Annotated in this window: 18 protein-coding genes and 1 pseudogene; 5 read left to right on the forward strand and 14 right to left on the reverse strand. The window is 65.7% G+C overall.

The features are described 5' to 3' along the window. Positions 1 to 84 precede the first annotated feature (84 nt). Complete coding sequence (locus tag BMY53_RS07510; protein WP_255370085.1) at positions 85 to 1539, forward strand: aminotransferase-like domain-containing protein; 1455 nt, start codon at positions 85 to 87, stop codon at positions 1537 to 1539. Positions 1540 to 1542: 3 nt separating this feature from the next. Here the strand turns inward: BMY53_RS07510 and BMY53_RS07515 are convergent, their stop codons facing one another. Then, on the reverse strand, positions 1543 to 2814 hold the full coding sequence (locus tag BMY53_RS07515) for a bactofilin family protein (RefSeq protein ID WP_143073975.1): 1272 nt from the start codon (positions 2812 to 2814) through the stop codon (positions 1543 to 1545). 94 nt (positions 2815 to 2908) lie between these two features. Between BMY53_RS07515 and BMY53_RS07520 the strand changes: the two genes are divergently transcribed. Beyond that, entirely contained in the window at positions 2909 to 3733 is an 825-nt protein-coding gene (locus tag BMY53_RS07520; protein ID WP_143073976.1) for a fumarylacetoacetate hydrolase family protein, read from the forward strand. 20 nt (positions 3734 to 3753) lie between these two features. Here BMY53_RS07520 and BMY53_RS07525 read toward each other — a convergent pair whose 3' ends face one another. From BMY53_RS07525 to BMY53_RS07540, 4 genes are all read right to left on the reverse strand, one after another. Continuing rightward, positions 3754 to 5049 (reverse strand): hypothetical protein, encoded by a 1296-nt coding sequence (locus BMY53_RS07525; RefSeq protein ID WP_143073977.1) that lies wholly within the window; start codon positions 5047 to 5049, stop codon positions 3754 to 3756. 40 nt (positions 5050 to 5089) lie between these two features. Further along, entirely contained in the window at positions 5090 to 6322 is a 1233-nt protein-coding gene (locus tag BMY53_RS07530) for a hypothetical protein (protein WP_143073978.1), read from the reverse strand. A gap of 106 nt (positions 6323 to 6428) precedes the next feature. Beyond that, a complete protein-coding gene (locus BMY53_RS07535) occupies positions 6429 to 7640 on the reverse strand; it encodes a hypothetical protein (protein WP_143073979.1) in 1212 nt (403 codons plus the stop codon). A 79-nt stretch (positions 7641 to 7719) separates the two neighbouring features. After that, positions 7720 to 9597 carry an ATP-binding cassette domain-containing protein gene (locus BMY53_RS07540; RefSeq protein WP_092945270.1) on the reverse strand — a complete coding sequence of 626 codons (1878 nt, stop codon included), beginning with the start codon at positions 9595 to 9597 and terminating at the stop codon, positions 7720 to 7722. 124 nt (positions 9598 to 9721) lie between these two features. Here BMY53_RS07540 and BMY53_RS07545 point away from each other — a divergent pair, with 124 nt between their 5' ends. Beyond that, positions 9722 to 10912, forward strand: a complete 1191-nt coding sequence (locus BMY53_RS07545; protein WP_092945271.1) for an MFS transporter — start codon at positions 9722 to 9724, stop codon at positions 10910 to 10912. Here the strand turns inward: BMY53_RS07545 and fghA are convergent. The 4 genes from fghA to BMY53_RS07565 all read right to left on the reverse strand — a co-directional run bounded on the left by fghA (position 10888) and on the right by BMY53_RS07565 (position 15834). Continuing rightward, positions 10888 to 11739 (reverse strand): S-formylglutathione hydrolase, encoded by an 852-nt coding sequence (gene fghA, locus BMY53_RS07550; protein ID WP_092945272.1) that lies wholly within the window; start codon positions 11737 to 11739, stop codon positions 10888 to 10890. The two genes, BMY53_RS07545 and fghA, sit on opposite strands and share 25 nt — an antisense overlap. Continuing rightward, positions 11736 to 12725, reverse strand: coding sequence for a glutathione synthase (gshB, locus tag BMY53_RS07555; RefSeq protein ID WP_092945275.1), 990 nt, complete (start codon positions 12723 to 12725; stop codon positions 11736 to 11738). Before gshB ends, fghA begins: the two co-directional genes overlap by 4 nt. Positions 12726 to 12795: 70 nt before the next feature. Continuing rightward, entirely contained in the window at positions 12796 to 13962 is a 1167-nt protein-coding gene (locus tag BMY53_RS07560) for a benzoate/H(+) symporter BenE family transporter (RefSeq protein ID WP_092945276.1), read from the reverse strand. Positions 13963 to 13965: 3 nt separating this feature from the next. Further along, a complete protein-coding gene (locus tag BMY53_RS07565) occupies positions 13966 to 15834 on the reverse strand; it encodes a potassium transporter Kup (protein ID WP_092945277.1) in 1869 nt (622 codons plus the stop codon). Positions 15835 to 16109: 275 nt separating this feature from the next. Here BMY53_RS07565 and BMY53_RS07570 point away from each other — a divergent pair, with 275 nt between their 5' ends. After that, entirely contained in the window at positions 16110 to 17078 is a 969-nt protein-coding gene (locus BMY53_RS07570; RefSeq protein ID WP_092945278.1) for a LysR family transcriptional regulator, read from the forward strand. A 91-nt stretch (positions 17079 to 17169) separates the two neighbouring features. Next, positions 17170 to 18519, forward strand: coding sequence for a hypothetical protein (locus BMY53_RS07575; protein WP_092945279.1), 1350 nt, complete (start codon positions 17170 to 17172; stop codon positions 18517 to 18519). Positions 18520 to 18555: 36 nt separating this feature from the next. On the opposite strand, the gene gshA is transcribed toward BMY53_RS07575, so the two are convergent. The 5 genes and pseudogenes from gshA to BMY53_RS07600 all read right to left on the reverse strand — a co-directional run. Beyond that, positions 18556 to 19851 (reverse strand): glutamate--cysteine ligase, encoded by a 1296-nt coding sequence (gene gshA, locus BMY53_RS07580; RefSeq protein ID WP_092945292.1) that lies wholly within the window; start codon positions 19849 to 19851, stop codon positions 18556 to 18558. Between the two features lie 172 nt (positions 19852 to 20023). After that, positions 20024 to 21553: an ammonium transporter gene (amt, locus tag BMY53_RS07585; protein WP_092945294.1), complete on the reverse strand. Its 1530-nt coding sequence runs from the start codon at positions 21551 to 21553 to the stop codon at positions 20024 to 20026. A gap of 61 nt (positions 21554 to 21614) precedes the next feature. Next, entirely contained in the window at positions 21615 to 21953 is a 339-nt protein-coding gene (glnK, locus tag BMY53_RS07590) for a P-II family nitrogen regulator (protein ID WP_067066343.1), read from the reverse strand. Between the two features lie 41 nt (positions 21954 to 21994). Beyond that, the gene (locus BMY53_RS07595) at positions 21995 to 22702 is read right to left on the reverse strand and encodes a TorF family putative porin (RefSeq protein WP_092945295.1); all 708 of its coding nucleotides are present in this window, start codon (positions 22700 to 22702) and stop codon (positions 21995 to 21997) included. A gap of 369 nt (positions 22703 to 23071) precedes the next feature. Then, positions 23072 to 23392, reverse strand: a pseudogene (locus BMY53_RS07600) (HU family DNA-binding protein); the annotation flags it as partial. Positions 23393 to 23785: the final 393 nt, after the last annotated feature.

The following is a 23785-nucleotide window of genomic DNA, read 5'->3' on the forward strand; positions in this document are numbered from 1 at the left end:
CAGCGCCTCGGATGCCAAGTCTAGTGGTGCCCACCAGCACAGAACCAATACACTGGCCCACATCAGTGCTTCATCTGTATTGGCATGGATACCAGCACAGCTTCGCCACTCGCCCCACCTGCCCTCACGGTGCTGTCTCGCAATGCCAGCCAGCCGCTTGCCCAGCAGCTGGCGCAGCGCTTCGCGGCCCGTATCCATCAGCGTCTGCTGTTGCCCGGGGCGCGGTTGCCCTCGGTGCGGGACTGCGCCAGGAACCACGGCGTCAGCCCCTACACAGTGGTCGCGGCCTATGACCAGTTGCTCGCGCAGGGTTTGCTGGAGGCTCGCAAGAAGCGTGGGTTTTTCGTTCGCGAAACCAGACCCCAGCCGATGCGCCCCTCCGCACCGGGTTGGGTGCCGGCCAATGCCCCGCTGCCGCCACCCGTGGATGCAGGCGCGCTCATCCGGGGCATGTTCCAGGCGGATGCCCGTCGCTCCCCCGGGCTGGGCACACTGCCGGCGGAGTGGCTGGACCTGGGCTTGCTGCAGGGCACGCTGCGCCGTCTGACCACCCAGGCCGATGACGCCCTGCTGTCCGGTTATGGCGACCCGCTGGGGGACCAGCGACTGCGGGAGGCCCTGTCCGTTCGGCTGCTGGACCTGTCCGTCCAGGCGGACCCGAGCCAGATCATGAGCACCGTGGGGGCCACGCATGGGCTGGACCTGACCACTCGCGCCTTCCTCAAGCCCGGCGACGCCGTGCTGGTGGACGAGCCCGGCTGGGCAATCGAATACGCCCGCCTCTCTCAGGCGGGCATGCGGCTGCTGCCGGTGCCGCGGGGGGAGTTGGGGCCGGACCTGGCGGTGATGCGCCGGCTGGTGGCGGAGCACCGGCCCCGTATGTATGTCACGGTATCGGTGCTGCACAACCCGACCGGGGCCATGCTCAGCCTGGCCAGCGCGCACCAGATCCTGCGCATTGCGCATGAGGCCGACCTGCTCATCGTCGAGGACGATACCTACGCCTTCTTCGCCCCCAACCACGCGCCACGCCTGGCCGCGCTGGACCAGTTGCAGCGCACCATCTACATCTCCGGTTTTTCCAAGATGCTGTCGCCCGCCTGGCGCGTGGGCTTCGTCGCCGCCAGTCCGGACCGCATCGCCCAGCTCACCGAGCTCAAGCTGCTGGCCTCGTTGACCACCAGCCCTTTGATGGACCGTGCCGTGGCCCTGTGCCTGGAACAGGGGCTGCTGCGCCGCCATGCGGAGCGGGTCTCGGCCCGGCTCGTCACCGCACGCCAGCGCTGCATGCGGCTGGCCGAGGACGCCGGTTTCCGCTTCGTGGCGCCCCCCGCCGGCCTGTTTGGTTGGGTGGATGTGGGCGTGGACACGGAGCGTCTGGCCCAGCCCATGATGGACCAGGGCTGGCTCATCGCGCCCGGCATCCTGTTCAGCCCCACCCGCCAGCCCGGCACGCTGATGCGCATCAACTTCGCGACCTCGCAGGACGCGCGCTTCTGGCGCGCATTGGCGGAGACGGTTGAACGGCTGCATCGCTGACGGTCACCGTGGCTCTGCAGGGTCGCCCAGGGCCTTCAGCTGTTGACGGAACTCGATGAAGTAACGGGTTTGCTCGCCGTCCGGTCTGCGCGAAAGCGCCGTGGTGTTGAATGCCTCCCGACTCCCTGCCGCCACGATCCATGGGGCACCTTGACCGTCGCGACCTTCCAGCCGGTTGATATGCTGCTGGATGATGGGCCACCGCGCCCCGCACGCTGCGGCACTGCTCGACGCTTCTTCCAATATCCAACGATCCAACCCGCCGCCAGCCCCCTGATCACGAACCAGCAACGCCACGGCCAATGCTGCGCAACTGCGCTCCAGGCCATCTCTGGACTGCGCCTTCAGGCCGAGCAAGAGCCTGGCAGGGTCATATTCAAGCCAAGTGGCGAACCGCTGGCCGAGCGCTGTCCCGCTGTTGGTCAGGTGGCGCCCCCAGGCCAATCTTTCGTTGGGGTCGATCGCTGCGCGATGGCGGTCCAACGCCGGGCTGCACAACCGCTCAAGCTGATGCTGCGCTTCGTGCCAGGCTCCGCTGGGCAGCGCCTCCTCGCACGCCGGCAAACGAGTCAGCTCCATCAACGCGGCCAAAGTGGTAGGTGGGGTCAGATCAAGATATTGAACTGTCCCGGCGCCAATGGCCGTCGGAAGCCTGTTGTCCAGCCCGCCTTGTCCGACGATCAGGCAGCGGGATTTGCACTCGATGGACTCCACCACCACTTGACCGCTCACTTCCAGCCGGGCTTCGGCCCACTCAGTCTCGAACGCGTCGCCCATCGACACCTTGCGGACGGAGGCATTGACCAACTCGATGCGATTCGCTTCGATATCGCCATTCACCTCGGCGCCATTCACCAGGATGTCTGCACGTGTGGAGCGCCGACCGCTCCCGCCGAGGTGCTCCACCTTGCCCTCCACACGGCTCCCACTCTCGATGAGAATATGCCCCGCGCTGGTGGCAATGTTGCCCTGAAGGGTGGCGTCGCGGATGGTGATGTTCCCCGTTTTTGTCCTGATGGTGTAACCGCTGGCGGGGCCCAACAGCCGGGCCCCTGGCTGCACCTGCACGTTACCACTGCGGGTATTGATCGGGTCCCTAGTGAGATTGTGAAACCCAAAGAGCGTCACATCCTTGCTCGATTCAAGTCCTGTTGCCTCACGCCGGGCGCCGCCTCGCATGACGACAGACTCATCGGCCTCCCCGGGCTCACCACCGTACGCCCCTGGTGAGTCAGCGAGCGCTGATGCACTGCCGACATTCAGCAATGGGTTCATGAAAGCCTCCTGAAAGGCGTTGAGTCTGCAGTTGCGGAGCAGATGTTCAGTCGCCCCGAATGCTATGCAGGCCAGAAGCCATAAGATCCGGGTCATGAACGTCGCCCCTTCCACGCCCACGCCCACGCCCACGTCCTCTTCCTCTTCCTCTTCCGACACCCAGGCCCTGGGCCAGGCACTGGCCGCTGCCTGGACACAGGGTCAGCCTCTCGACGACGCACGCTGGTCACTGTCCGACGAAACGGCTGCCTATGCCGCCCAGGCAGCGCTGGCCCAGGCGCTTCAGTGGTTGACGCCAGGACGGACGCAGTTCTGGAAATGCGGCGGTGGCTCGCGGACAGCACCGCTGGGCCAGTCGCCCCTGGCGCCGCTGGGTGTGCGAGAAGTGCGCGGCCTGCGCCACGGCGGTGACTTCAGCGACCTGCGCCTCATGGGCGCCGAAGCCGAGATCGCCTTGCGCCTCGGCCAGGATGTCACCCCCGCCATGGCCGCCGATCTGCAGCCCGGCCAGACCCATGGGTTGATCGATGCGATGTGCGTGGCCGTTGAGTGGATCCACTCCCGCTGGGCGCGCGGCATGAAGGCAGACCCCCTGCTGCGCCTGGCCGATGCCCAGTCGCATGGCGCTCTCGCCCTGGGCCCGTGGCTGGCCTGGGATGCTTCACGGGAATGGCGCCGCCAGCCCTGCGAACTGCAGATCGGTCAGGCGGCACCATTGGCGGGCCTGGGCGGCCACGGGCTGGACGACCCGGGCTGGGTGGTGGCGCACTGGCTGCGGGCGGCGACGCGAGATGGGCAAACGGTGCCCGCCGGCAGCGTGGTGACCACAGGCGCCTGGCGCGTCGCCCTGGACCTGGCGCCTGGCACCACCGTGACGGCGCGTTTCGAGGGGCTGGGCAGCCTGAGCGTGCGCAATTGACCCGTGAGGGAGAGGCCCCCTCAGTGCCAATGGATGGCCTTCCAGAAATCCCGGAAAACGGGCGGGAGCTTGTCCGCGGGCCAATGACAAGTCGCGATGCCGGCCAGTGGATCGTCCACGTCATCGCTCAACGACGCCGACACTGCCGCCTCCGCCCTCATCCCTGAGCTCGGCGCCAAAGCGAGTACGGGCGGGTTTCTCGGTTGAATGACCCCGTTGTGCGGCTCGCCGCCCTCCATCCTGCTCATTGCGACCCTGACGTGGCCCCGGAGCACCTGGTGCTCCCGGGCAAGCTCGCCGCACGCCCCAATCAGTTGGTCGACCGCCCGGGACGGTGGAGAAGACAGCAACATCAATCCAATCGCAGCGAGGTCCTTGGTGAGATCCTCATTCATGCGCACGGAGCTCAGTCTTTCGATCAGGACATTCACATCCTGCCGAGTCCAGGCCAGGAGCAATTGCGCCATGTCATTCGCACGTCTCACGACGCTGCGCCACCATGAAAAGCTGTCCACACCAGGAACCCCATGAGACAGCTCGCACAGGGCGTACAACGCGTGCTGGAACCGACGCCACTGGCGCAAGTCCAACGGGTCATTGAGGGTCGGTAGTCGATCAGCCGCAGTCACCGCGTCGTAGGCCCCCTGCGGGGACATGTCCAGCAATGCCATATCAGCCCCTGCGCGACGGATCGCTAACGCACTGGGCTCCTCGACAATGACCAGGCAAGGCCCTGCCCCATGGATGGCATTGATAGAGCATTCGCCAGAGAGCAGCAGACGCGCCTCATCGCCCTTCAAAGCAGGCGAAAAGCCGTCCAGTTCGATGCGGTCTACGTGGGAGTTTCTCACCCGCAGGTTGCAGCCCCTCACCGTGCCCCTCACGGCCGATTCATAAATACGCGCGGTCGGAACACGCGTACAGATATGGAGCAAGCCTGCTCTTACTCCTGCAAGCGCCACAGGGCCTTGCAGCACATCGCCAAAAACCTTGCATTCCTCGCTGATGTAAATATCACCCTGCCCGGCGACGACATCCCCGTACAACTCCGTACGTCTAAGATCCACGCGGCCCGATACTGACCTGATGAGCGGCTCCATGGGGGCGCCCACCCTCAGGACAGATCCGCGAGAAGTTGCGATCCCTCCGCTGTCAGTGGCGATCTGCCCAAGGAAATTCATCTCCCTCAAGCGCACGTCATCGTCGCCGTTGACGATGCACTTTTCTTTCACGTCTGCAGGCCGCCGCACGGGGCCGCCGCCTGCACAAATCTTGCATGAAGCACCTGCTGACGGCGTGGAATTCAATGAAATCATGGCATCGGCTCCTCTAAGCCGTTGAGTGCGTCGCCGCGCCCTAGCGTTCATCGCTTGGGCTGGCCAAGCTTTTCGGGCGGCACTGCGCCCCAGGCGGGCGGTGACTCTCGCGTGCACCCAACGCCTCCCAGAAATGCCCGAAGGCAGCCGGAGGCTGAATCCCGCCCTGCTGCGGGCTACTCCCCATCATTTCCATACGGCTCATGATGAATTTCAGGTCCGCCCCGCGCGCGTGCGCAAGCCTGGCGCACTCTGCAATCAGCAGGTCGATCGTTGGGGAACGTTGAGAAGACAGCAACATCTTGCCAATGACAGCCAGGTTGCTGTGGAACTCCTCACGCCTCGCCAGGGTGCTCAGTTTTTCGGTCAGCCCCTTCACATCCTTGTCGGTCCACACCCGCAGCAGTTGCGCAAGTTCCTGCGCGCGGTTCGTGATGGTGGAACGCAAGGATTGCGAGTCCACACCGGAAACCTGGCAGGGGGGAAGCTTGCACAGCGTCAACAGCGCATGCTGGAACTGACGCCAGTGCTGCTTGTACAAGGGGGAGTCGACCGGCGGGAGTTGATCTGCCGCCGTCATCCTCTGGTAAGCCGCCATTGGGGACATATCCAGCACCACCACTTGGCCTCCGCCGCAGATATCGAGCGGCCGACCGGGTTCGTGGACAATAACCAGGGCATGCCCTGTTGCGTGGATGGTTCTGGCTTCGTTGACCGACGCGCTATTAACAAACACGATGCGCGCCTCATCGCCCATCAAGGCAGGCGCCTCGCAATCCAGGTCGATACAGCCTTGAATGGTGGTCTCGTGCAAGAGTAGATCGCTGCAGCGCAGATCGCCTTGCACAAACGACTCAACAAGATGGGCAGTCTGAGTCGTCGGATATGTGGGGAACCTCGCAGCGCCCTCCGGCGTACGCACGCCGCCCGTCAGCGTCAGATCGCCAAAAACCCGAGCCCTAATCGTGCGGACATCACCCCGCTGCGTGACGACACTGCCCTCCACCGTTGTATCCGTCAGCGATACGGAACCCGAGTCTGTGCTGACGACCGGCCAGTCTCTTTCACGGGGCCTCAGGATTGATCCCTCGGCCTTGACGTTACCGCTGCGGGTGGCGACTTTGCCCAGAAAGCTCACATGCTCCAAGTCCACGCGCTGGTCGCTAGCAATGATGTCTTCAAGGTGTGTGCCGCCCTTCAACTTGACGGGGCCTTGCGACTCACTCGGAGGGAGCAGAGGTACGGCCGGCGGCATTGAATTCACTGAGTACATGGCAGTTGATCCTCCATGCCGTTGAGTGCATCGCCGCGACCTCGCGTGCACCCAGGCGGCTGCGATCTTTTCGTGCGCCAGTGCGCCCCGGGAGCGCGGCGGCCCCTCAGCTTGGGCCGATGGCCTTCCAGAACTTCTGGAAGGCGGACGAGAACTGCTCCACCGGCAGATGAGCAGTCACGGGGGGGTGAGGTTGAGCGCCCTCGGTCTCGCGCGACGCCACCGCCCCGGAAGTAGCCCCCATATTGGTCATTTGTTTACCGATGGCGGACCGCGTCACCCCGCGCGAGCGGGCAAGCCTGGCGCACTCATCAATCAGCAGATCAATCTGCGGGGAAGGAACAGATGCCAGCAACATCGTTCCAATCGCGGCAAGGTTGTAGCCGAGCTCATCGGACCTCCACACGGTGCCTAGTTGTTCGGTCAGGCCCTTCACATCCTTGTCTGCCCATGCCCTCAGCAATTGCGCCAGTTCCTGCGCACGGTTCATGACGCTGGAGCGCCGTGATTCCCCGTCCACACCGGGAATCCTGTCGGGAAGCTGGCACAGCGTGTACAACGCATGCTGGAACTGCCGCCACTGCGGCTTGTCCAGGGGGTCATCGACCCTCGGGAGTTGATCTGCCGCCATCAGCCTCTGGTAGGCCGCCTCCGGGGACATATCCAGCACCACCACATGGCCCCCGGTGATACCGGGCAGCCAACGAGGGTTGTTGACGATGATGAGGGCCCGCCCTGTCGCTTGGATCTCACCGGTCTGGCAGCGACCGAGGATGACGATGCGAGCCTCATCGCCCCTCAAAGCCGCAGCCTCGCAGTCCAAGTCGATATGGCCTCGGATCGTGGTGCTTTGCAACCGTAGGTCGCTGCCCCGGAGGTTGCCGGTCACGAGCGAATCAGAAAGATGGGCGGTCTGGTTCAGTGGCAACAGGGGGTAAGCCGCAGCGCCACCCGGCGAACGCACGCCACCTTCCAGGGTCAGATCGCCGTAAAGGTTAGCTTCGTGCATGCGGACATTACCCTGCTTCGCGACGATACTGCCTTCCACCCCTGAATTCCTCAGCGAGATAAAGCCCGAGTCTGTAGTGACCGCCGGCCCGAGCTGGCGATCGGCCCTCACGACTGAGCCCTCAGCGATTTCGACGTACCCGCCAGTGGTGGTGATTTTTCCCCACAACGTCGAATTGTTTAAGGTCACGTGCTTGTCACCAGCATCAATGTCTTCCTTGTGGATGACATCCTTAAGATTCACCGGGCAACAGACCTCATCAGGCAGGACCAAAGATCCTGCAGGCAGCACTGATTTCACGGGATGCATGCAACGGCTCCTCAAAGCCGCTCAGTGCATCCCCGCGCGCTTGCGTTCATCGAAGACGCGCGGGGGCGGCCATCCGGCGCTACTTCGCCTCGAGCACTTCCCAGCGCTCCATCAACACCAGCAACGCGTCGTCAATCTCTGCCACGCGGGCGGTCACCTCACCCAGGCGTGTGCCGCCCTGCGTGTAGATCTCGGTGCCATTGAGCAACGCGTGCAGATGGGCCAGCTCGGTTTCCAGCGCGGCGATCCTGGCGGGCAGTTCTTCCAGCTCGCGCTGTTCCTTGTAGCTGAGCTTGCGTTTGGTGGCCACCACAGGAGCCGGCGCCGGGGCTGCAGCGGGCACGGGCGCTGCCACAGCGGCCGGCGCCTGACGGGCACGAAGCTCGGCCGCACGGCGGGACTGGGTCAGCCAGTCTTCGATGCCACCTTCGTATTCACGCCAGTTCCCGTCCCCTTCGTTCACGATGGTGGAGGTGACCACGTTGTCCAGGAAGCGGCGGTCGTGGCTGACGAGGAAGACGGTGCCTTCATAGTCGGCCAGCAGTTCCTCCAGCAGCTCCAGCGTCTCGATGTCCAGGTCGTTGGTCGGTTCGTCCAGCACCAGGACGTTGGCGGGCCGCGCAAACAGGCGCGCCAGCAGCAGGCGGTTGCGTTCGCCCCCGGAGAGGCTGGAAACCGGGGAATCAGCGCGGGCCGGCGAGAACAGGAAGTCGCTCAGGTAGCTCTTCACATGCTTGCGCTGGGTGCCGATCTCGATCCATTCGCTGCCCGGGCTGATGGTGTCCGCCAGCGTGGCCTGCAGGTTCAGCGCGTCTCGCATCTGGTCGAAGTAGGCGACGGACATGCGGCTGCCCAGGCGCACGCTGCCGCTGTCCGGCGGCAGCTCGCCGAGGATCATCTTCAGCAGCGTGGTCTTGCCCGCGCCGTTGGCGCCCACCAGGCCGATCTTGTCGCCGCGCAGGATGGTGGCGGAGAAGTCGCGGACGATGTCGCGGTCTCCGTACCGCTTGCTGACCTTCTCCAGCTCCGCGACGATCTTGCCGCTGGATTCGCCCGTGGCCACATCCAGCCGCACCTTGCCCTGCACGTCGCGCCGCGCCTGGTGCTCCTGGCGCATCTGCTGCAGACGCTGCACACGGGCCACGCTGCGGGTGCGGCGGGCCTCGACGCCCTTGCGTATCCAGACCTCTTCCTGCGCCAGCAGTTTGTCGAAGCGGGCATTGGCCAGCGCCTCGTTCTCCAGCTCATAGGCCTTGGCGGCCTGGAAGGCGGCGAAGTTGCCGGGATAACCGCGCAACTGGCCACGGTCGAGTTCAACGATGCGGTTGGCGACGTTGTCCAGGAAGGCGCGGTCGTGGGTGATCAGCAGCAGCGAGCCCTTGAAGCTGGTGAGCAGCTCTTCCAGCCAGCGGATGGCGTCCAGGTCCAGGTGGTTGGTGGGTTCGTCCAGCAGCAACACGTCCGGCTGGGCCACCAGGGCACGGGCCAGGGCCACGCGCTTCTTCAGGCCGCCGGAGAGTTCACCAACACGGCGTTCGGCATCCAGGCCCAGGCGGTGCAGGGTCTCTTCGACGCGCTGCTCCCAGTTCCAGGCACCGATCTGTTCAATGCGTTCCTGCACCCAGCCGAGATCGTCGTTTTCGTCATGGAGCTCGTAGCGGGCGCGCAGGCTCTTGTGCTCGGCCACGCCTTCACTCACCACATCGAAGATGGTGGCTTCGGGGCGCAGCACGGGTTCCTGCGGCACATAGACGCTGGTCAGGCCCTGCTGCAACTGCAGCAGCCCGTCGTCCAGCTTCTCGATGCCCGCCAGGATCTTGAGCATGGAGGACTTGCCTGTGCCGTTGCGGCCAATCAGGCCGACGCGTTCGCCGGTTTCCAGCGCGAAGTTCGCGCCATCCAGCAGGGGGACGTGGCCAAAGGCCAGATGCGCATTGGTGAGGGAGAGGACAGCCATGGGGCCGATTGTCCCTGATCGGACCAGCCGGACTGTCACCCGCCCCCCGCCAATCATTTTTTTATTCGTGGACGGCGCGCGCCACTGCCTCTAGGCTTTCAGCCCCGCCCACCTCCCTTGCACGATGAGCTCCAACCTGCGCATTGCCCTGTATTACCTCTGCGGCGTGTTCGCGGCCGCCCAGCTGGGCAAGCTGGCCGCCCTGGCACCGCTGATTTCTGCCGACCTGGGCCTGGGCCTGGCCACCATGGCCCTGCTGACCTCGTTGCTGGAGGTCTTTGGCGCGACCACCGGCGGTGTGGCGGGCCACCAGATCCCCCGGCTGGGGCTGGGTCGCAGCCTCTGCCTGGCGGTATTGGCGTTGGCACTGGGCGCGGTGGCGGCCGCGTTGGCGCCGAATGCCTGGGTGCTGGCGGCTGCGCGGGTGGTGGAGAGCCTGGGTTATCTGGCCGTGGTGGTGGCCGCGCCGGTGCTCATCGCCCGCGCCGCGACCGGGCACCGGCAGGCCGCCGCCATGGCACTGTGGAGCACCTTTGTACCGGTCGGGATGGCGGTGGGCGCCTGGACGTATTCACTCGCTGCGGGCTGGGCGGGCTGGCGGCCGGCGCAAGGCCTGAGTGTGGTGGCCGGCGTCGCCTTGTGGCTTGCGCTGCGCCGAGCCGACGCCGGGCAAGCAGCCGCCACCCATGCGGAAGAACCGCCGCCGGGGGCCACCGGGCCGCTGCTGTGGCTGCTGGTCGCGGCTTTTGGTGCCTATGCGGTGGCCGAGGTCGGCCTGCTGGCCTTGCTGCCCAGCCTGTTGCATGAGGGTGGGCTGTCGCTGGAGGCGGCCGGCACCTGGACCGCCGTCGCCGCACTGGCCAACGTGCCCGCCAGTGCGCTCGGCGCCTGGCTGCTGCGCCGCTACGGCACGGTATCCCGACGGGTGGCCCTGGCCACCGGCCTGTCGCTGGCCCTCTCGGGGCTGCTGTTCCTGGCGGTGTTCCGCAGCCAGGGGTCGGCCGCGTGGCAGGCGCCACTGGCGGTGCTCATCAATGCCGCCTCCGGCGTGTTTCCCAGCCTGGTTTTCGCCTGGCTGCCGCTGGCCGCCGGGGGGCACCACCGGCTCGCCCTGGCGAGCGGCCGGCTGACGCAGTTCGGGGCCTCAGGGGCGCTGATCGGGCCGCCGTTGATGGGGGCGCTGGTCGAGCATGGGGGTTGGAGCGCGGCGGGGCTGGCCAGCCTGGGGTTGTCCGTGTTGGCCATCCCGCCGGCGCTGATGGCGTGGCGGCGACTGGCGCGGCACGACGCTCACAGTCCGATCTGCCTGGCGTGATGCGCCAGGTGGTCGTCGATGACGCTGGCGATGAAGTAGTAGCCGTGGTCGTAGCCGTCATGGCGGCGCAGGAACAGGTCCTGGCCCACGGTGGCGCAGGCCGACTCCAGCGCTTCCGGGTACAGCTGCTCCACCAGGAACTTGTCGCTCAGGCCCTGGTCCACCAGCACCCCGCCCGGATACGGGGGGCGTGACTGGCTCGCCATCAGGGCGCTGGCATCATGCGCCGGCCAGGCGTCCCGGTCCGCACCGAGGTACCCGGTGAAGGCCTTCACGCCCCACGGGCAGCGGCTGGGGGCGGCGATGGGCGCAATGGCGGATATCGACGCAAACGCGCCGGGATGACGCAGGGCCAGCGTGAGCGCGCCATGGCCGCCCATCGAATGGCCACTGATGCCGGTGCGCGCTGCGTCCAGGCCCAGTTGCGCCTGCACCTGCGGGATCAGCTCCTTCATCAGGTAGCTCTCCATGCGGAAATGCCGGGCCCAGGGCGCCTGCGTCGCATCGAGATAAAAGCCGGCCGCCACGCCGAAGTCCCAGGACTCGGTGGCGCCCGGCAGCGCCGCTACGGCCTCGCCCCGCGGGCTGGTGTCCGGCATCAGCAGGGCCAGTCCCAGCTCGGCGGCGCGGCGCTGGGCGCCGGCCTTCATCGTGAAGGTCTCCTCCGTGCAGGTCAGCCCGGCCAGGAAGACCAGCAATCCCTTGGCGCCGCCGGGCGGCACGTACAGGGCAAAACGCATCGGCAGGCCGATCTCGCGGGACTCGTGGCGATAAAACCGCTGCACGCCCCCGAAGGACCCGTGCTCGCTCAACAGTTCAAGACTCATGCTGCTTTCCTCGCGGCCACGCCGCGCTCCAGGGCGTCGATGAACGTCGCCCCCACATCGAAACCGGTCTGTTCCATGATTTCCTGGAAGCAGGTGGGGCTGGTGACATTGATCTCGGTCATCTTGTCCCCGATCACATCCAGGCCCACCAGCAGCAGGCCTCGCGCGGCCAGCACCGGCGCCAGGGCCTCGGCAATGCGGCGGTCGGCATCGGTCAGTGGCTGGGCCACGCCCTTGCCCCCGGCGGCCAGGTTGCCGCGCACTTCACTGCCCTGCGGAATGCGCGCCAGGCTGAACGGCACGGGCTGGCCACCGATCAGCAGGATGCGCTTGTCGCCCTGCGCAATCTCGGGCACAAAGCGCTGCACCATCACCGTCTGGGCCCCATGCTTGTTGAGCGTCTCGATGATGCTGCCCAGGTTCAACCCGTCCGCCTTGACGCGGAAGATGCCCATGCCGCCCATGCCGTCCAGCGGCTTGAGGATGATGTCCTGGTGCTCGGCATGGAAGGCGCGGATGGCCGCATCCGAGCGCGTCACCAGAGTGGGCGAGATGTACTGGGGGAACTCCAGGATCGCCAGCTTCTCGGGGTGGTCCCGCAGGGCCGAGGGCTTGTTGAAGACCCGGGCGCCCTCCCGCTCGGCCTGCTCCAGCAGGTGGGTGGCGTAGAAGAACTCCGAATCGAAGGGCGGGTCTTTGCGCATCAGCACCGCGTCCACGTCCGCCAGCGCCAGCTCACGCCGCTCCTCGACCGAATGCCAGGTGGCCAGCTTGGTGCCGGCCTGGCTGGCCACGGCCTCGGGCGTCAGCAGCAGGCGGAGTGCCTCGCGCGCGATCACGCGGCCGCCACTGACCCACAGCAGGTCCGGCACCTCGCAGGCCCAGACTTCATGGCCGCGGCGGGCGGCCTCGCGCATCATCGCGAAGGTCGAGTCCTTGTAGGTATTGAAGGCCGAGAGCGGGTCTGCGACAAAAAGAATCTTCATGGGTCAATTCCGGAAAGGTCAGGACAACGGCACCCTTGGGCATGGGGCCCGGCACAGGGCCGGGGTGCCATCAGCGTTGCCTGAAGTGTTGCACTATCAGAGAAACCGCGCCGGCGACCACGCCCCAGAAGGCAGAGCCGATCCCCAGCAAGGAGAGGCCGGACAAAGTGACCAGAAAGGTGAGGATGGCGGCATCCCGGTGCTTGTCTTCCTTTAGCGCGGCGGACAGCCCGCCCGCAATGGTGCCCAGCAACGCCAGGCCGGCCACGGCCGCGACCAGTTCACGCGGGAAGGCGTGCAGCAGCCCGACCACCGCGCCACCCGCCAGACCGATGACGATGTAGAACACACCGGCCATCACCGAAGCCATGTAGCGGCGCGCCGGGTCCTCGTGCGCCTCGCGCCCCATGCAGATGGCTGCGGTAATGGCGGCGAGGTTGAAGGCGTACCCCCCAAAAGGCGCCAACACCACCGTGGCCAGGCCGGTGGCCGTGATGCTGGCAGACACCGGGGTCCGGTAGCCGGAGGCACGCTGCGCCGCCACACCGGGCAGATTCTGGCACGCCATCGTCACCAGGAACAGGGGCACGGCCACGCCGATCAGCGTGGTGAGCGTGAAGCGCGGCGTGGTCCAGACCGGCAGGGCCCAGCCCCAGTCCACGGCCTGCAGTTGGAGCCGGCCCTGCACGGCGGCCACCACCACCCCGGCAAGCAGCACCAGGGGCGTGGCATAACGCGGCAGCCAGCGGCGTCCGACCAGATACGCCAGTGCCATGGCCACCACCAGCAGCGGCGCACTGCGCGTGGCCAGCACCGCATCCAGCCCGAAGCGCGCCAGCACCCCCGCCAGCAGGGCCGAGGCGATGGCGATGGGAATGCGGTCCATGATGCGCTCGAACCAGCCCGTGGCCCCGGCGATGGTGATCAGCGCGCCGCAGACGATGAAGGCGCCGACGGCCTCCTCCATGCGCACGCCGGAGGTCGCCGCGAGCAAGGCCGCTCCGGGCGTGGACCAGGCGGTGAGCACCGGCTGGCGGGTCCACAGGGACAGGCCCAGGCTGGTGATGCCCATGCCCAGGCCGAGGGCCCAGATCCAGGAGCTGGTCTGCGCCGAGGTGGCGCCGAGCTGCTGCGTGGCCTGGAAGATGATGGCCACCGAGCTGGTGAAGCCCACCAGCACCGCGACAAAACCCGCGACGGCGGCGGAGAGGGACAGGTCTTTCAGGGCACGCCGCACCGCTCAGATCTCGACCTTGGAGCCCAGCTCGACGATGCGGTTGGTGGGCAGGTGCAGGAAGTCCGCCGCGGCAGCCGCGTTGCGGTGCATGCTCGCAAAGAGTTTCTCGCGCCACAGGGCCATGCCGGAGCCGATGGTGGGGATGACGATGTCGCGCGAGAGGAAGTAGCTGGTCTCCATCTCGTCGAGGTGCACCCCGCGCTGCTCCAGCAGCTTCAGCGCCTCCGGCACATCGGGTTCGTTCTTGAAGCCGAAGTGCAACGTCACCTGCCAGCAGTCGTTCTCCATCGGTTCGACCTCGATGCGTTTCTCGAAGCCGATCCACGGCACCTCGTGATGGCGCACGCTCACAAACAGGTTTTGCTCGTGCAACACCTTGTTGTGCTTGAGGTTGTGCAGCAGTGCATTGGGGGTGGAGCCCTGCTCGGAGGACAGAAAGACCGCCGTGCCGACCACCCGCGTGGGCGGGTTGATGAAGACGGCTTCCAGGAAGCTCTTGAGGTCGATCGCGTCTTCACGCAGCTTGTCCGACAACAGGCGACGCCCCTGCTTCCAGGTCAGCATCAGCGTGAACATGCCGGCGCCGATCATCAGCGGGAACCAGCCGCCGTGGGTCACCTTGAGCAGGTTGGAGGCCAGGAAGGTGGCGTCGATCACAAAAAACACGCCGGTGGCGCCCACGCACAGCGCCAGCGGGTAACGCCAGCCGTAGCGGATGACAAAGAAGGTCATTACTGTGGTGATGGTCATGTCGATGGTCACCGCCACGCCATAGGCCGCTGCGAGTTTGCTGGACGAGCCAAAGAAGGCCACCGCCACCACCACGAACACAAACAGGCCCCAGTTCACGAAGGGCACGTAGATCTGGCCGGTATCCCGCACGGAGGTGTGCAGGATGCGCATGCGCGGCAGCAGGCCCAGTTGCACCGCCTGCTTGGTGACCGAGAAGGCCGCCGTGATCAGCGCCTGCGACGCCACGATGGCCGCCAGCGTGGCCAGGCCGAACAGCGGGATCTCGGCCCAGGAGGGTGCAATCAGGTAGAACGGATTCTTGATGGCCTCGGGGCGGTCCAGCAGCAGTGCGCCCTGGCCAAAGTAGTTCAGTACCAGGGCCGGCATCACGAAGCCATACCAGGCGATGCGGATGGGCTTCTTGCTGAAGTGGCCCAGGTCGGCATACAGCGCTTCACCGCCCGTGACCACCAGCACCACCGCGCCCAGCGCCACGAAGGCGATCCAGCCGTAGTGGACGCAGAACTCGAAGGCGTAGACCGGGTTGATGGCCGACAGCACATGCGGGTTGTTGTAGATCTGCGGCACGCCCAGCGCCGCCAGCGTGGCGAACCACACCAGCATCACCGGGCCGAAAGCCTTGCCCACGCCGCTGGTGCCAAAACGCTGCACGGCAAACAGGCCGGCCAGCACCACCAGGGTAACGGGCACGATGGCGTCGTCGTACTGCGGGAAGTAGACGTCGATGCCTTCCACCGCGCCCAGCACGGTCATGGCGGGCGTGATGACGGCATCCCCGAAGAAAATGGCGGTGCCGAACAGGCCCACCAGCATCAGGCCACGCCGCAGCTGCGGCTTTTCCCGCACGGCGGTGGTGGCCAGCGCCAGCATGGCGATCAGGCCGCCTTCACCGTTGTTGTCGGCGCGCAGGATCAGCAGCACGTATTTCAGGGAGACGACGATGGTCATCGTCCAGAAGAGCAGCGACAGCACGCCGAGGATGTTGTCGTGCGTCAGCGGCACATGGCCGCCATGAAACACTTCCTTCAGCGCGTACAGCGGGCTGGTGCCGATGTCCCCGTACACAACACCCAAAGCGCCGATGGTCAGGCCCGCCAGGGCGGACGGCGAGCGGGCCACTTGGTGTGAACTCACAAAGTCGATCGCGGCCGGTTTCAAAGGTCGCGAAAAGTCGAAAGTGCGTATTGTGTGCTTCTATTTGTGCAGCGCAACACCCCCCGAAAACCTGCGGTGTTCTTCGGGCACGCCCGTTGTAAAGATTGAGTAACTGGGAGGGCGGCCCCGCTGGAGGGGGCCTAAGTGAGGCAGATTTGACGGGAGCCCCGTGCGGCTGGCGCGCGCGGCGGCGCGTCGAAAGCTTTGCGGGTACGCTTGCGCACCCCTTCCCGACTGCCATGAACGACCTGCCCCCCACGCCCGAGGCCGCCGAGCAATTCGTGGTGCGCCGCATGAGCCTGCGGCACGCACGCGTCCTGATTGCCCTGTACGACACCGGCAACGCCAGCCAGGCGGCCGAAGTGCTGCATGTGACCCAACCGGCCGTCAGCAAGACACTCGCCGAACTGGAACAAGGCCTGGGCCAGATGCTGTTCCTGCGCCGCGGGCGACACATGTACATCACCCCGGTGGGCCGCCGCCTGCTCACACTGGCGCGCAAGATCGAGGCGGACCTGCACCGCGCTGCCGGGGAAGTGGCCTCCATGGTGCGCGGCGCCACTGGCGAAATCCGCATCGGGGCCACCAATGCCGCCCTCGCCCGCCTGCTGCCCCGCGCCGTCATGGCCTTGAAGCAGGAATCACCGCAGGTCACAGTGAGCGTGCGCACACATGCATTGCGCTCCCTGTTCGAAGACCTGCTGGCCGGCCAGCTGGACCTGGTCATCGCCCGCGTGATGCCCCAGGATGAGCCGCTGGGCCTGCAGTGCATTGCGCTTCCACGGCAGCCCGAACGGCTGGCCATCAGCGCCCACCACCCGCTGGCGGGCGGCGGCATGCTGAGCTGGGAGACCCTGAGCCGCCAGCGCTGGATCTGGCACATGCCGGGCACCCGCACCCGCATGCTGGTGGACCGTCTGTGGCAGGCCAAGGGCCTGCCCCTGCCCAGCGACCTGATCGAGAACGGCGACCTGATGCTGTCGCTGAACATGATGCGCGAGATGCCGCTATTGGCGGTGATGGCGCATGACGTGGCCCTGGATGCGGAACGGCAGGGCATCGTGACCCTGCTCCCGCACGATGTGGACCTGGGTCTGGGCCCGTTGTCGGTCTGGCATCTGCCGGATGGCCATGGTGAATTGCTCGACCGCTTCAAGCAGTTGCTACTGGAGGCGGCGGCCGATCCGCCGCCCGCGGTACTGACCTGACCCCTCCCGGGGCCAAGGCCGGTGAACCCTGCGCACCACTACGGCAACTGAGGACCCACGGGGTTGTCCCGGTTCATCGAGCGTCGTGTCCATGTTCAGAGGTCTGTCCGCCCAGAGCTTCAATCCCTTTCATTGCTGCGTCCGGAACGACCGGGGCGACACCGAGCGCATGCCCAGGTGGATGGAAAGTCACAAGGGGCTTGGCAAACGATGGGTGGACGATGCACGGCAGTGCAAAAATCCACCCACCTGGTGTGAAACGTACTTCGAGAAGGGGGGCTGCGCCGTGGCTGATGCCCGGTCCGTACTGCGGGACCTCATGACGCCAAACCATGACAGCCAGGAGAAATACCGGGATCCCGCGCTGCTGGCCCTGCGCTCACCGCAGAGCGGTGGACCAGAGCTGGCCCAATTTGTGGATCACCTGATGCTTCACGACGTGCGGTATCTGCTGGTCCTCGGTGACGCATCAGCGCGGGCCCTGCGCCTCAATACTACAGCGCAAGATCAATGCCACGTCACCGAGAACCAGAATTTTGCGACGGTCCTGACACAGTCGCCGGCCCTACCCGCCACGCCCGAAGGATGGGCGGCGACGCTGGAGATCCAACACCACGCTGCGGCCGGTGAGCTGCCCGAACCCGCCCCACAGCAAATCCGTGTCCTGCACGTGCAGCCGAAACAAGCCGGTCTGCTGGACCCGGATGAACTTCGAACCCTCACCCAATGGATCACCGCAGCGGGTCCCCGGTCGCCAGTGGCCATCACTGGCGAGAGCGGCGATACGCCAGAGAGCCTGGGGTTGCCCGCGATGTTCGGGCAGATCGCCGCCACCATGGCCATCTTGCGTCGCCATCAGTATCGCAACCCTTACATTGAGCGCGGAGGCACACTGGCGGACGCGCCGATGCGCGAGTTATTCCGGGAACTTCATCAGCGGGATCCCGGATATATCTGTAGTTGGCGTCATCTTGCTGCCGTGGCGGCGGTCGCCGATGGCGGCACCCAGGCAGATCGCCTTCTCCCAGGCGTCGAAACCGTTGACCTCCCGCCTCCCATGACCTTCGCCGCCGCGTCGTCGAACCCCGACGCCCTTGCGATTGCGACACACCTTGAGGAGAGCGAGGTCGACGACCGGCCTTCTTCTCCCGAGATCGCCGCCGAGGAATCGTCTGAGCCCGGCAACTCGCCCATTGAGGCGCGCCTTGAGGGCAGTCAAGTCACCCGCCCTCTTGCTGAACTGCCCTACCTGGGCAATCCAAATGTGCTGGGGCTTCGATGGCACGACAAGGAGGTCGCCCGCCCTCTTGATGAGCTGCCATGCTTGGGCAATCCGAAGGTGCTGCGGCTTCGATGGCCCGACAAGGTTCAACAGGACAACCGGGGGTTTGTTGCCGATGAGCGCCTGACCACCAGCCTCTCCCACGAAACATCGGCCTGACCCTCGCCCCGCCTGAAAACAGCTCGGGGCACCCGCTCAAGCGTAATCCTCAGCCTCAGGGTCGGTCGCTTCCAGCTCATAGCTCGCAGCCAGCATGGCCAGGCGTGCAATAACGCCATACATGTAGAAGCGGTTGGGCGCGCTGGCCCCCGGCTTCTCGCCCGGGGCAGGCAGGTGCGATGAGTGCGCAAAGGCCAGCGGCACATAGCTGGACCCCGGCGTGTTGAGGTTTTCATCCTCACCCCTGTCCGCGTGCACGCGGTAGAAGCCGCCCACCACATAGCGGTCCATCATGTAGACCACCGGCTCGGCCACGGCGTCGTGCATCCGTTCGTGGGTGACCACGCCCTCCTGCACCAGCACCTGGGACACCACCTGGCCGTCCTTGATGACATTCATCTTGTTGCGAGCACGCCGGCCCAGCTCTTCCAGGTCCTTGGCGTCACGCACGGTCATGATGCCCATGCCGTAGGTGCCGGAATCGGGCTTGACCACCACAAACGGCTTTTCCTGGATGCCGTATTCCTTGTACTTGCGGCGCGTCTTGGTCAGCACGTTGTCGACCTGGGTCTGGAGCGCGTCCAGGCCGTCGCCGGTGCTGAAGTCCAGCCCACCCACGGCCACGGACTGCGGATAGATCAGCCAGGGGTCCATGCCCAGCAGCTTGGCAAACTTCTTGGCCACCTCCTCATACGCGCGGAAGTGCTGGCTCTTGCGCCGCAGGGCCCAGCCCGCGTGCAGCGGCGGCAGCAGGTACTGCTCATGCAGGTGGGTGAGTACCTCCGGGATGCCGGCGGAGAGGTCGTTGTTCAGCAGGATGGTGCAGGGGTCGAAATCCTTCAGGCCCAGGCGCGAGCGCTGCCGCACCAGCGGCTCCAGCGTCAGGCTGCTGCCGTCCGGCAGCGGCAGGGTCGTGGGTTCCTTGACGGCCTCGTCCAGCGAGCCCAGGCGCACATTCAGGCCGGCCATGCTGAAGATACGCATCAACGTCTGGATGTTGGTCAGGTAGAAGCTGTTGCGGGTGTGCTTCTCCGGGATCAACAGCAGGTTTTTGGCTTCCGGGCAGATCTTCTCGATGGCGGCCATGGCGGCCTGCACCGCCAGCGGCAGCATCTCCTGGGTGAGGTTGTTGAAGCCGCCAGGGAAGAGGTTGGTGTCCACCGGCGCCAGCTTGAAGCCGGCGTTGCGCAGATCCACCGAGCTGTAGAACGGCGGCGTGTGTTCCATCCACTCGAGCCGGAACCAGCGCTCGATGGCCGGCATGGACTCGAGCACGCGCTGCTCCAGCTCGTTGATGGGACCAGTCAGAGCGGTGATGAGGTGAGGGACCATGATGGACGGGCGCGAGCAGCCGGAGGTATTTGGATTTTAGGCATCCGCACATGGGGGCCATCCACCCAAAGGCAAGGGGGGAGCCCGGACGAAAAAAAGCCGCCCCGAGGGGCGGCTGGAAGTCGGGCGCCAGGGAGGACCTGGATACCAACCGTTCATTGCAGGAACTTACTTATTTGTGATACGCGGTCTCGCCGTGCGAGGTGATGTCCAGACCTTCGCGTTCGTCTTCTTCCGTGACACGCAGGCCCACGACCAGGTCCACGATCTTGAAGGCGACCACGGAGACCACACCCGACCACACGATGGTCAGCACCACAGCCTTGAGCTGGATCCAGACCTGCGAGGCGATGGAGTAGGCATCGGCCGTGACGGTGGCGGCAGTCACCCAGTCGCCCACGGCGCTCGGGCCGCCCAGGTTGGGCGAATTGAAGACACCGGTCAGCAGGGCGCCGACGATACCGCCCACGCCGTGCACGCCAAACACATCCAGGGAGTCATCCGCACCCAGCAGCTTCTTCAGGCCGGACACCCCCCACAGGCAGACGAAACCGGCGATCAGGCCGATGATCAGCGCGCCGCCGATACCGACGTTGCCGGCAGCCGGCGTGATGGCCACCAGGCCTGCGACGGCGCCCGAAGCGGCACCCAGCATCGAGGCCTTGCCCTTGAACAGCGCTTCACCCAGCGACCACGACAGCACGGCGGCAGCAGTGGCGAACAGCGTGTTGATGAAGCCCAGGGCGGCGAAGCCGTTGGCTTCCAGGGCGGAGCCGGCGTTGAAGCCGAACCAGCCCACCCACAGCAGCGAGGCACCGACCATGGTCAGGGTCAGGCTGTGCGGGGTGAAGGCTTCCTTGCCGTAACCGATGCGCTTGCCCACCATGTAGGCACCCACCAGGCCGGCGACCGCTGCGTTGATGTGCACCACCGTGCCGCCTGCGAAGTCCAGTGCGCCCCATTGCCAGATCAGGCCGGCCTTGCTGGTCATCTCGTCGGCCACAGCCGCAGAGGTGTAGGCATCCGGGCCCATCCAGAACCAGACCATGTGGGCCATCGGCGCATAGCTGAAGGTGAACCACAGGACCATGAACAGCAGCACGGCGCTGAACTTGATGCGTTCGGCGAAGGCACCAACGATCAGGCAGCAGGTGATGCCGGCGAAGGTGGCCTGGAAGGCGGCGAAGACGATCTCGGGGATCACCACGCCCTTGCTGAAGGTAGCGGCGTTGGCGAAGGTGCCGGCGGCGTTGTCCCAGATGCCCTTCATGAACAGGCGATCGAAGCCACCGAAGAACTTGTTGCCTTCGGTGAACGCCAGGCTGTAGCCATACAGGGCCCACAGCACCACGATCAGCGAGAAGGTCACCATCACCTGCATCAGCACCGACAGCATGTTCTTGCTGCGGACCAGGCCGCCATAGAACAGGGCCAGGCCCGGCACGGTCATCAGGATCACCAGCAGGGTGGACACCATCATCCAGGTGGTGTCGCCCTTGTTGGGCACCGGCGCGGGCGCGGCGGCGGCGGAGGCCGCTTCGGCGGGGGCCGAGGCGGCAGCCGCTGCGGGCGCGGCTTCAGGGGCGGACGCCACGGCGGCGGTCGCCACCGGTGCGGAGGCCGCGTCCTGCGCCATGGCCGCGGGGGCCAGGCTGGTAAAGGCTGCCGCGGCCAAGGCCAGGCAGGCAAGGAGTTTCTTCATGTCGGACTCTCTACGTTGGATCTTGGGGGTGACTGCGTTCGACTGCGCGGTGGGGGCAGGATCAGAGCGCGTCCTGGCCGGTCTCGCCGGTGCGGATGCGGATGACCTGGTCCAGTGGCGACACAAAAATCTTGCCGTCGCCGATCTTGCCGGTGCGCGCGGCGTTTTCGATGGCTTCGATGACCTGCTCGACCACGCCATCGGCGACAGCGGCTTCGATCTTCACCTTCGGCAGGAAGTCCACGACGTATTCGGCGCCGCGGTACAGCTCGGTGTGACCCTTCTGGCGGCCGAAGCCCTTCACCTCGGTCACGGTCAGCCCTTGCACGCCGATGGCGCTGAGGGCTTCACGCACTTCATCCAGCTTGAAGGGCTTGATGACGGCGGTAATCAGTTTCATGACTCTCTCTCCTCGACGTAAACAGACGCTGGCGGCGGTGTTCAGAACACCTTCTTGACCGAGATCACCAGGCCGTTCTTGCCCAGGTCCTTGCCCTTGCCGCCGATATAGGCGTCGGTGTTGGTGGCCACAAAGGCGGCACCCCAGGTGAAGCCTTGCCAGTCCTTGTTCACCGTCAGGGAGTAGTCGGTGTAGGAGTAGCCGGGGCTGTTCTTGACCTTCTGGTGGCCCACGTGCGGCACGAGGGTGAAACCCTGGCCGACATCGAAGGTGGCACTCAGGTCCAGGTAGCCGCTCTGCTTGGAGTCGGCGAAACCGAACAGGTTGGACACAGCGTGCGAGTACTTCAGGGTGGCCGGGCCGACGGTGACGGCACCGTACAGCTCATTGGTGTTGGCACTGGTGGCCAGGTCGTTGCCTGGGTAGTTGTAGCGCAGGAAGCCGACGTCGATGGTGACGTCCTTGGCAACCTCGGTCTTGTAGCCGAGGTAGGTATCGATTTCGACGTCGGCATCACCGCCGGAGTCGCTGATCCACTTGATGGTGGAGGCCCAGGCACCGATATAGAAGCCGCTCGAGTGAGCGTAGTCCACACCGCCTTGCAGGGCGGGCTTCAAGCGGGTCTGGGAGATGCCGCGATAGCGGTAGTCGGACGTGACGCTGAGGTTGTAGGACAGGTCGTCGGCCCACACCGGCAACGCGGTGGCTGTGAGGGCGGCAGCGGCGACAACAGCGTAAATGGACTTCATGCGGGCTCCTGATACTTGTGGGGGGACGGTCTCCGAATCCACACCCAGCTTTGCAGCTTTTGTGCCAGGCCCCAATCCGGCACACGGCGGCGCGGGGCCTTGCAGCCGCCGCCCCGAGATGCGCCATCTCGCACCAGGACAGTGCAATTTGTGACTTCAGGTTTACCCTTGAGACGCCCCAGGCGGGTGCCCAATGTGTCGGAAGGCCCGTAAAACGGGGCCGCCAGGGTTTGGGCAGACCGCTGCGGCGGAGCCCCGGATGCGGGCATGCGCCCGTGCGGCTGGCGCATGCATGCGCCAAGGCGGGGCCTCACGGCCCGGCATGAAAAACGCCCGCACGAGGCGGGCGTTGGATCGAGCAAGGCCCGATTACTTGTTCACAGCGTCCTTCAGGGCCTTGCCGGCCGTGAACTTGGCCACCTTGGCGGCCGGGATTTCCAGCGCTTCGCCAGTGGCGGGGTTCTTGCCGGTACGGGCGGCACGGTCGCCCACCTTGAAGGTGCCGAAGCCCACCAGGGCGATGGTGTCGCCCTTGGCCAGTGCTTCGGTGATGGTTTCCAGGGTGGCATCCAGCAGGGACGAGGCCACAGCGCGGGTGACACCAGCCTTGGTGGCGATGCCTTCGATCAGTTCGCTTTTGTTCATCAGACTCTCAAAACAGACCCGGATCCGGATGACCCGGGGGTCGCGATTATCGGGCCTGCGGCCCGGGCGGGGAAAAAGCGAGTGTGTAGCACTTTCAGGGCGCCACCCGGCCTAGATAGGGCGGCGAACTGCAACAAAGTGTCCCTGAAGCGTGGGGCGGATCCCGCCGAGGTGACCGGCCGAAGGCGTTTAGGGGAAATTAATCAAAACCACTAATTTGGCCGTTTTTAGAAAATTGGCCTAATTATTGGGTCTGACTAAAATCGCCAAAACCAACTCATGGATGCCAACATCGTCATGCGCCGGGGTCACGGTCTCTACGGTCTGACAGACCCCTTCGTCCAGGAGATCTGGAAGGCGCGAGCCGCATTGATGCGAACGCCAGACGGTCCGCCGGACTGATCGGCCCCCGTCTCTCTAAGGAACATCCGGGGACAT

The sequence above is a fragment of the Roseateles sp. YR242 genome (assembly GCF_900109745.1).
GTDB lineage: Bacteria > Pseudomonadota > Gammaproteobacteria > Burkholderiales > Burkholderiaceae_C > Roseateles.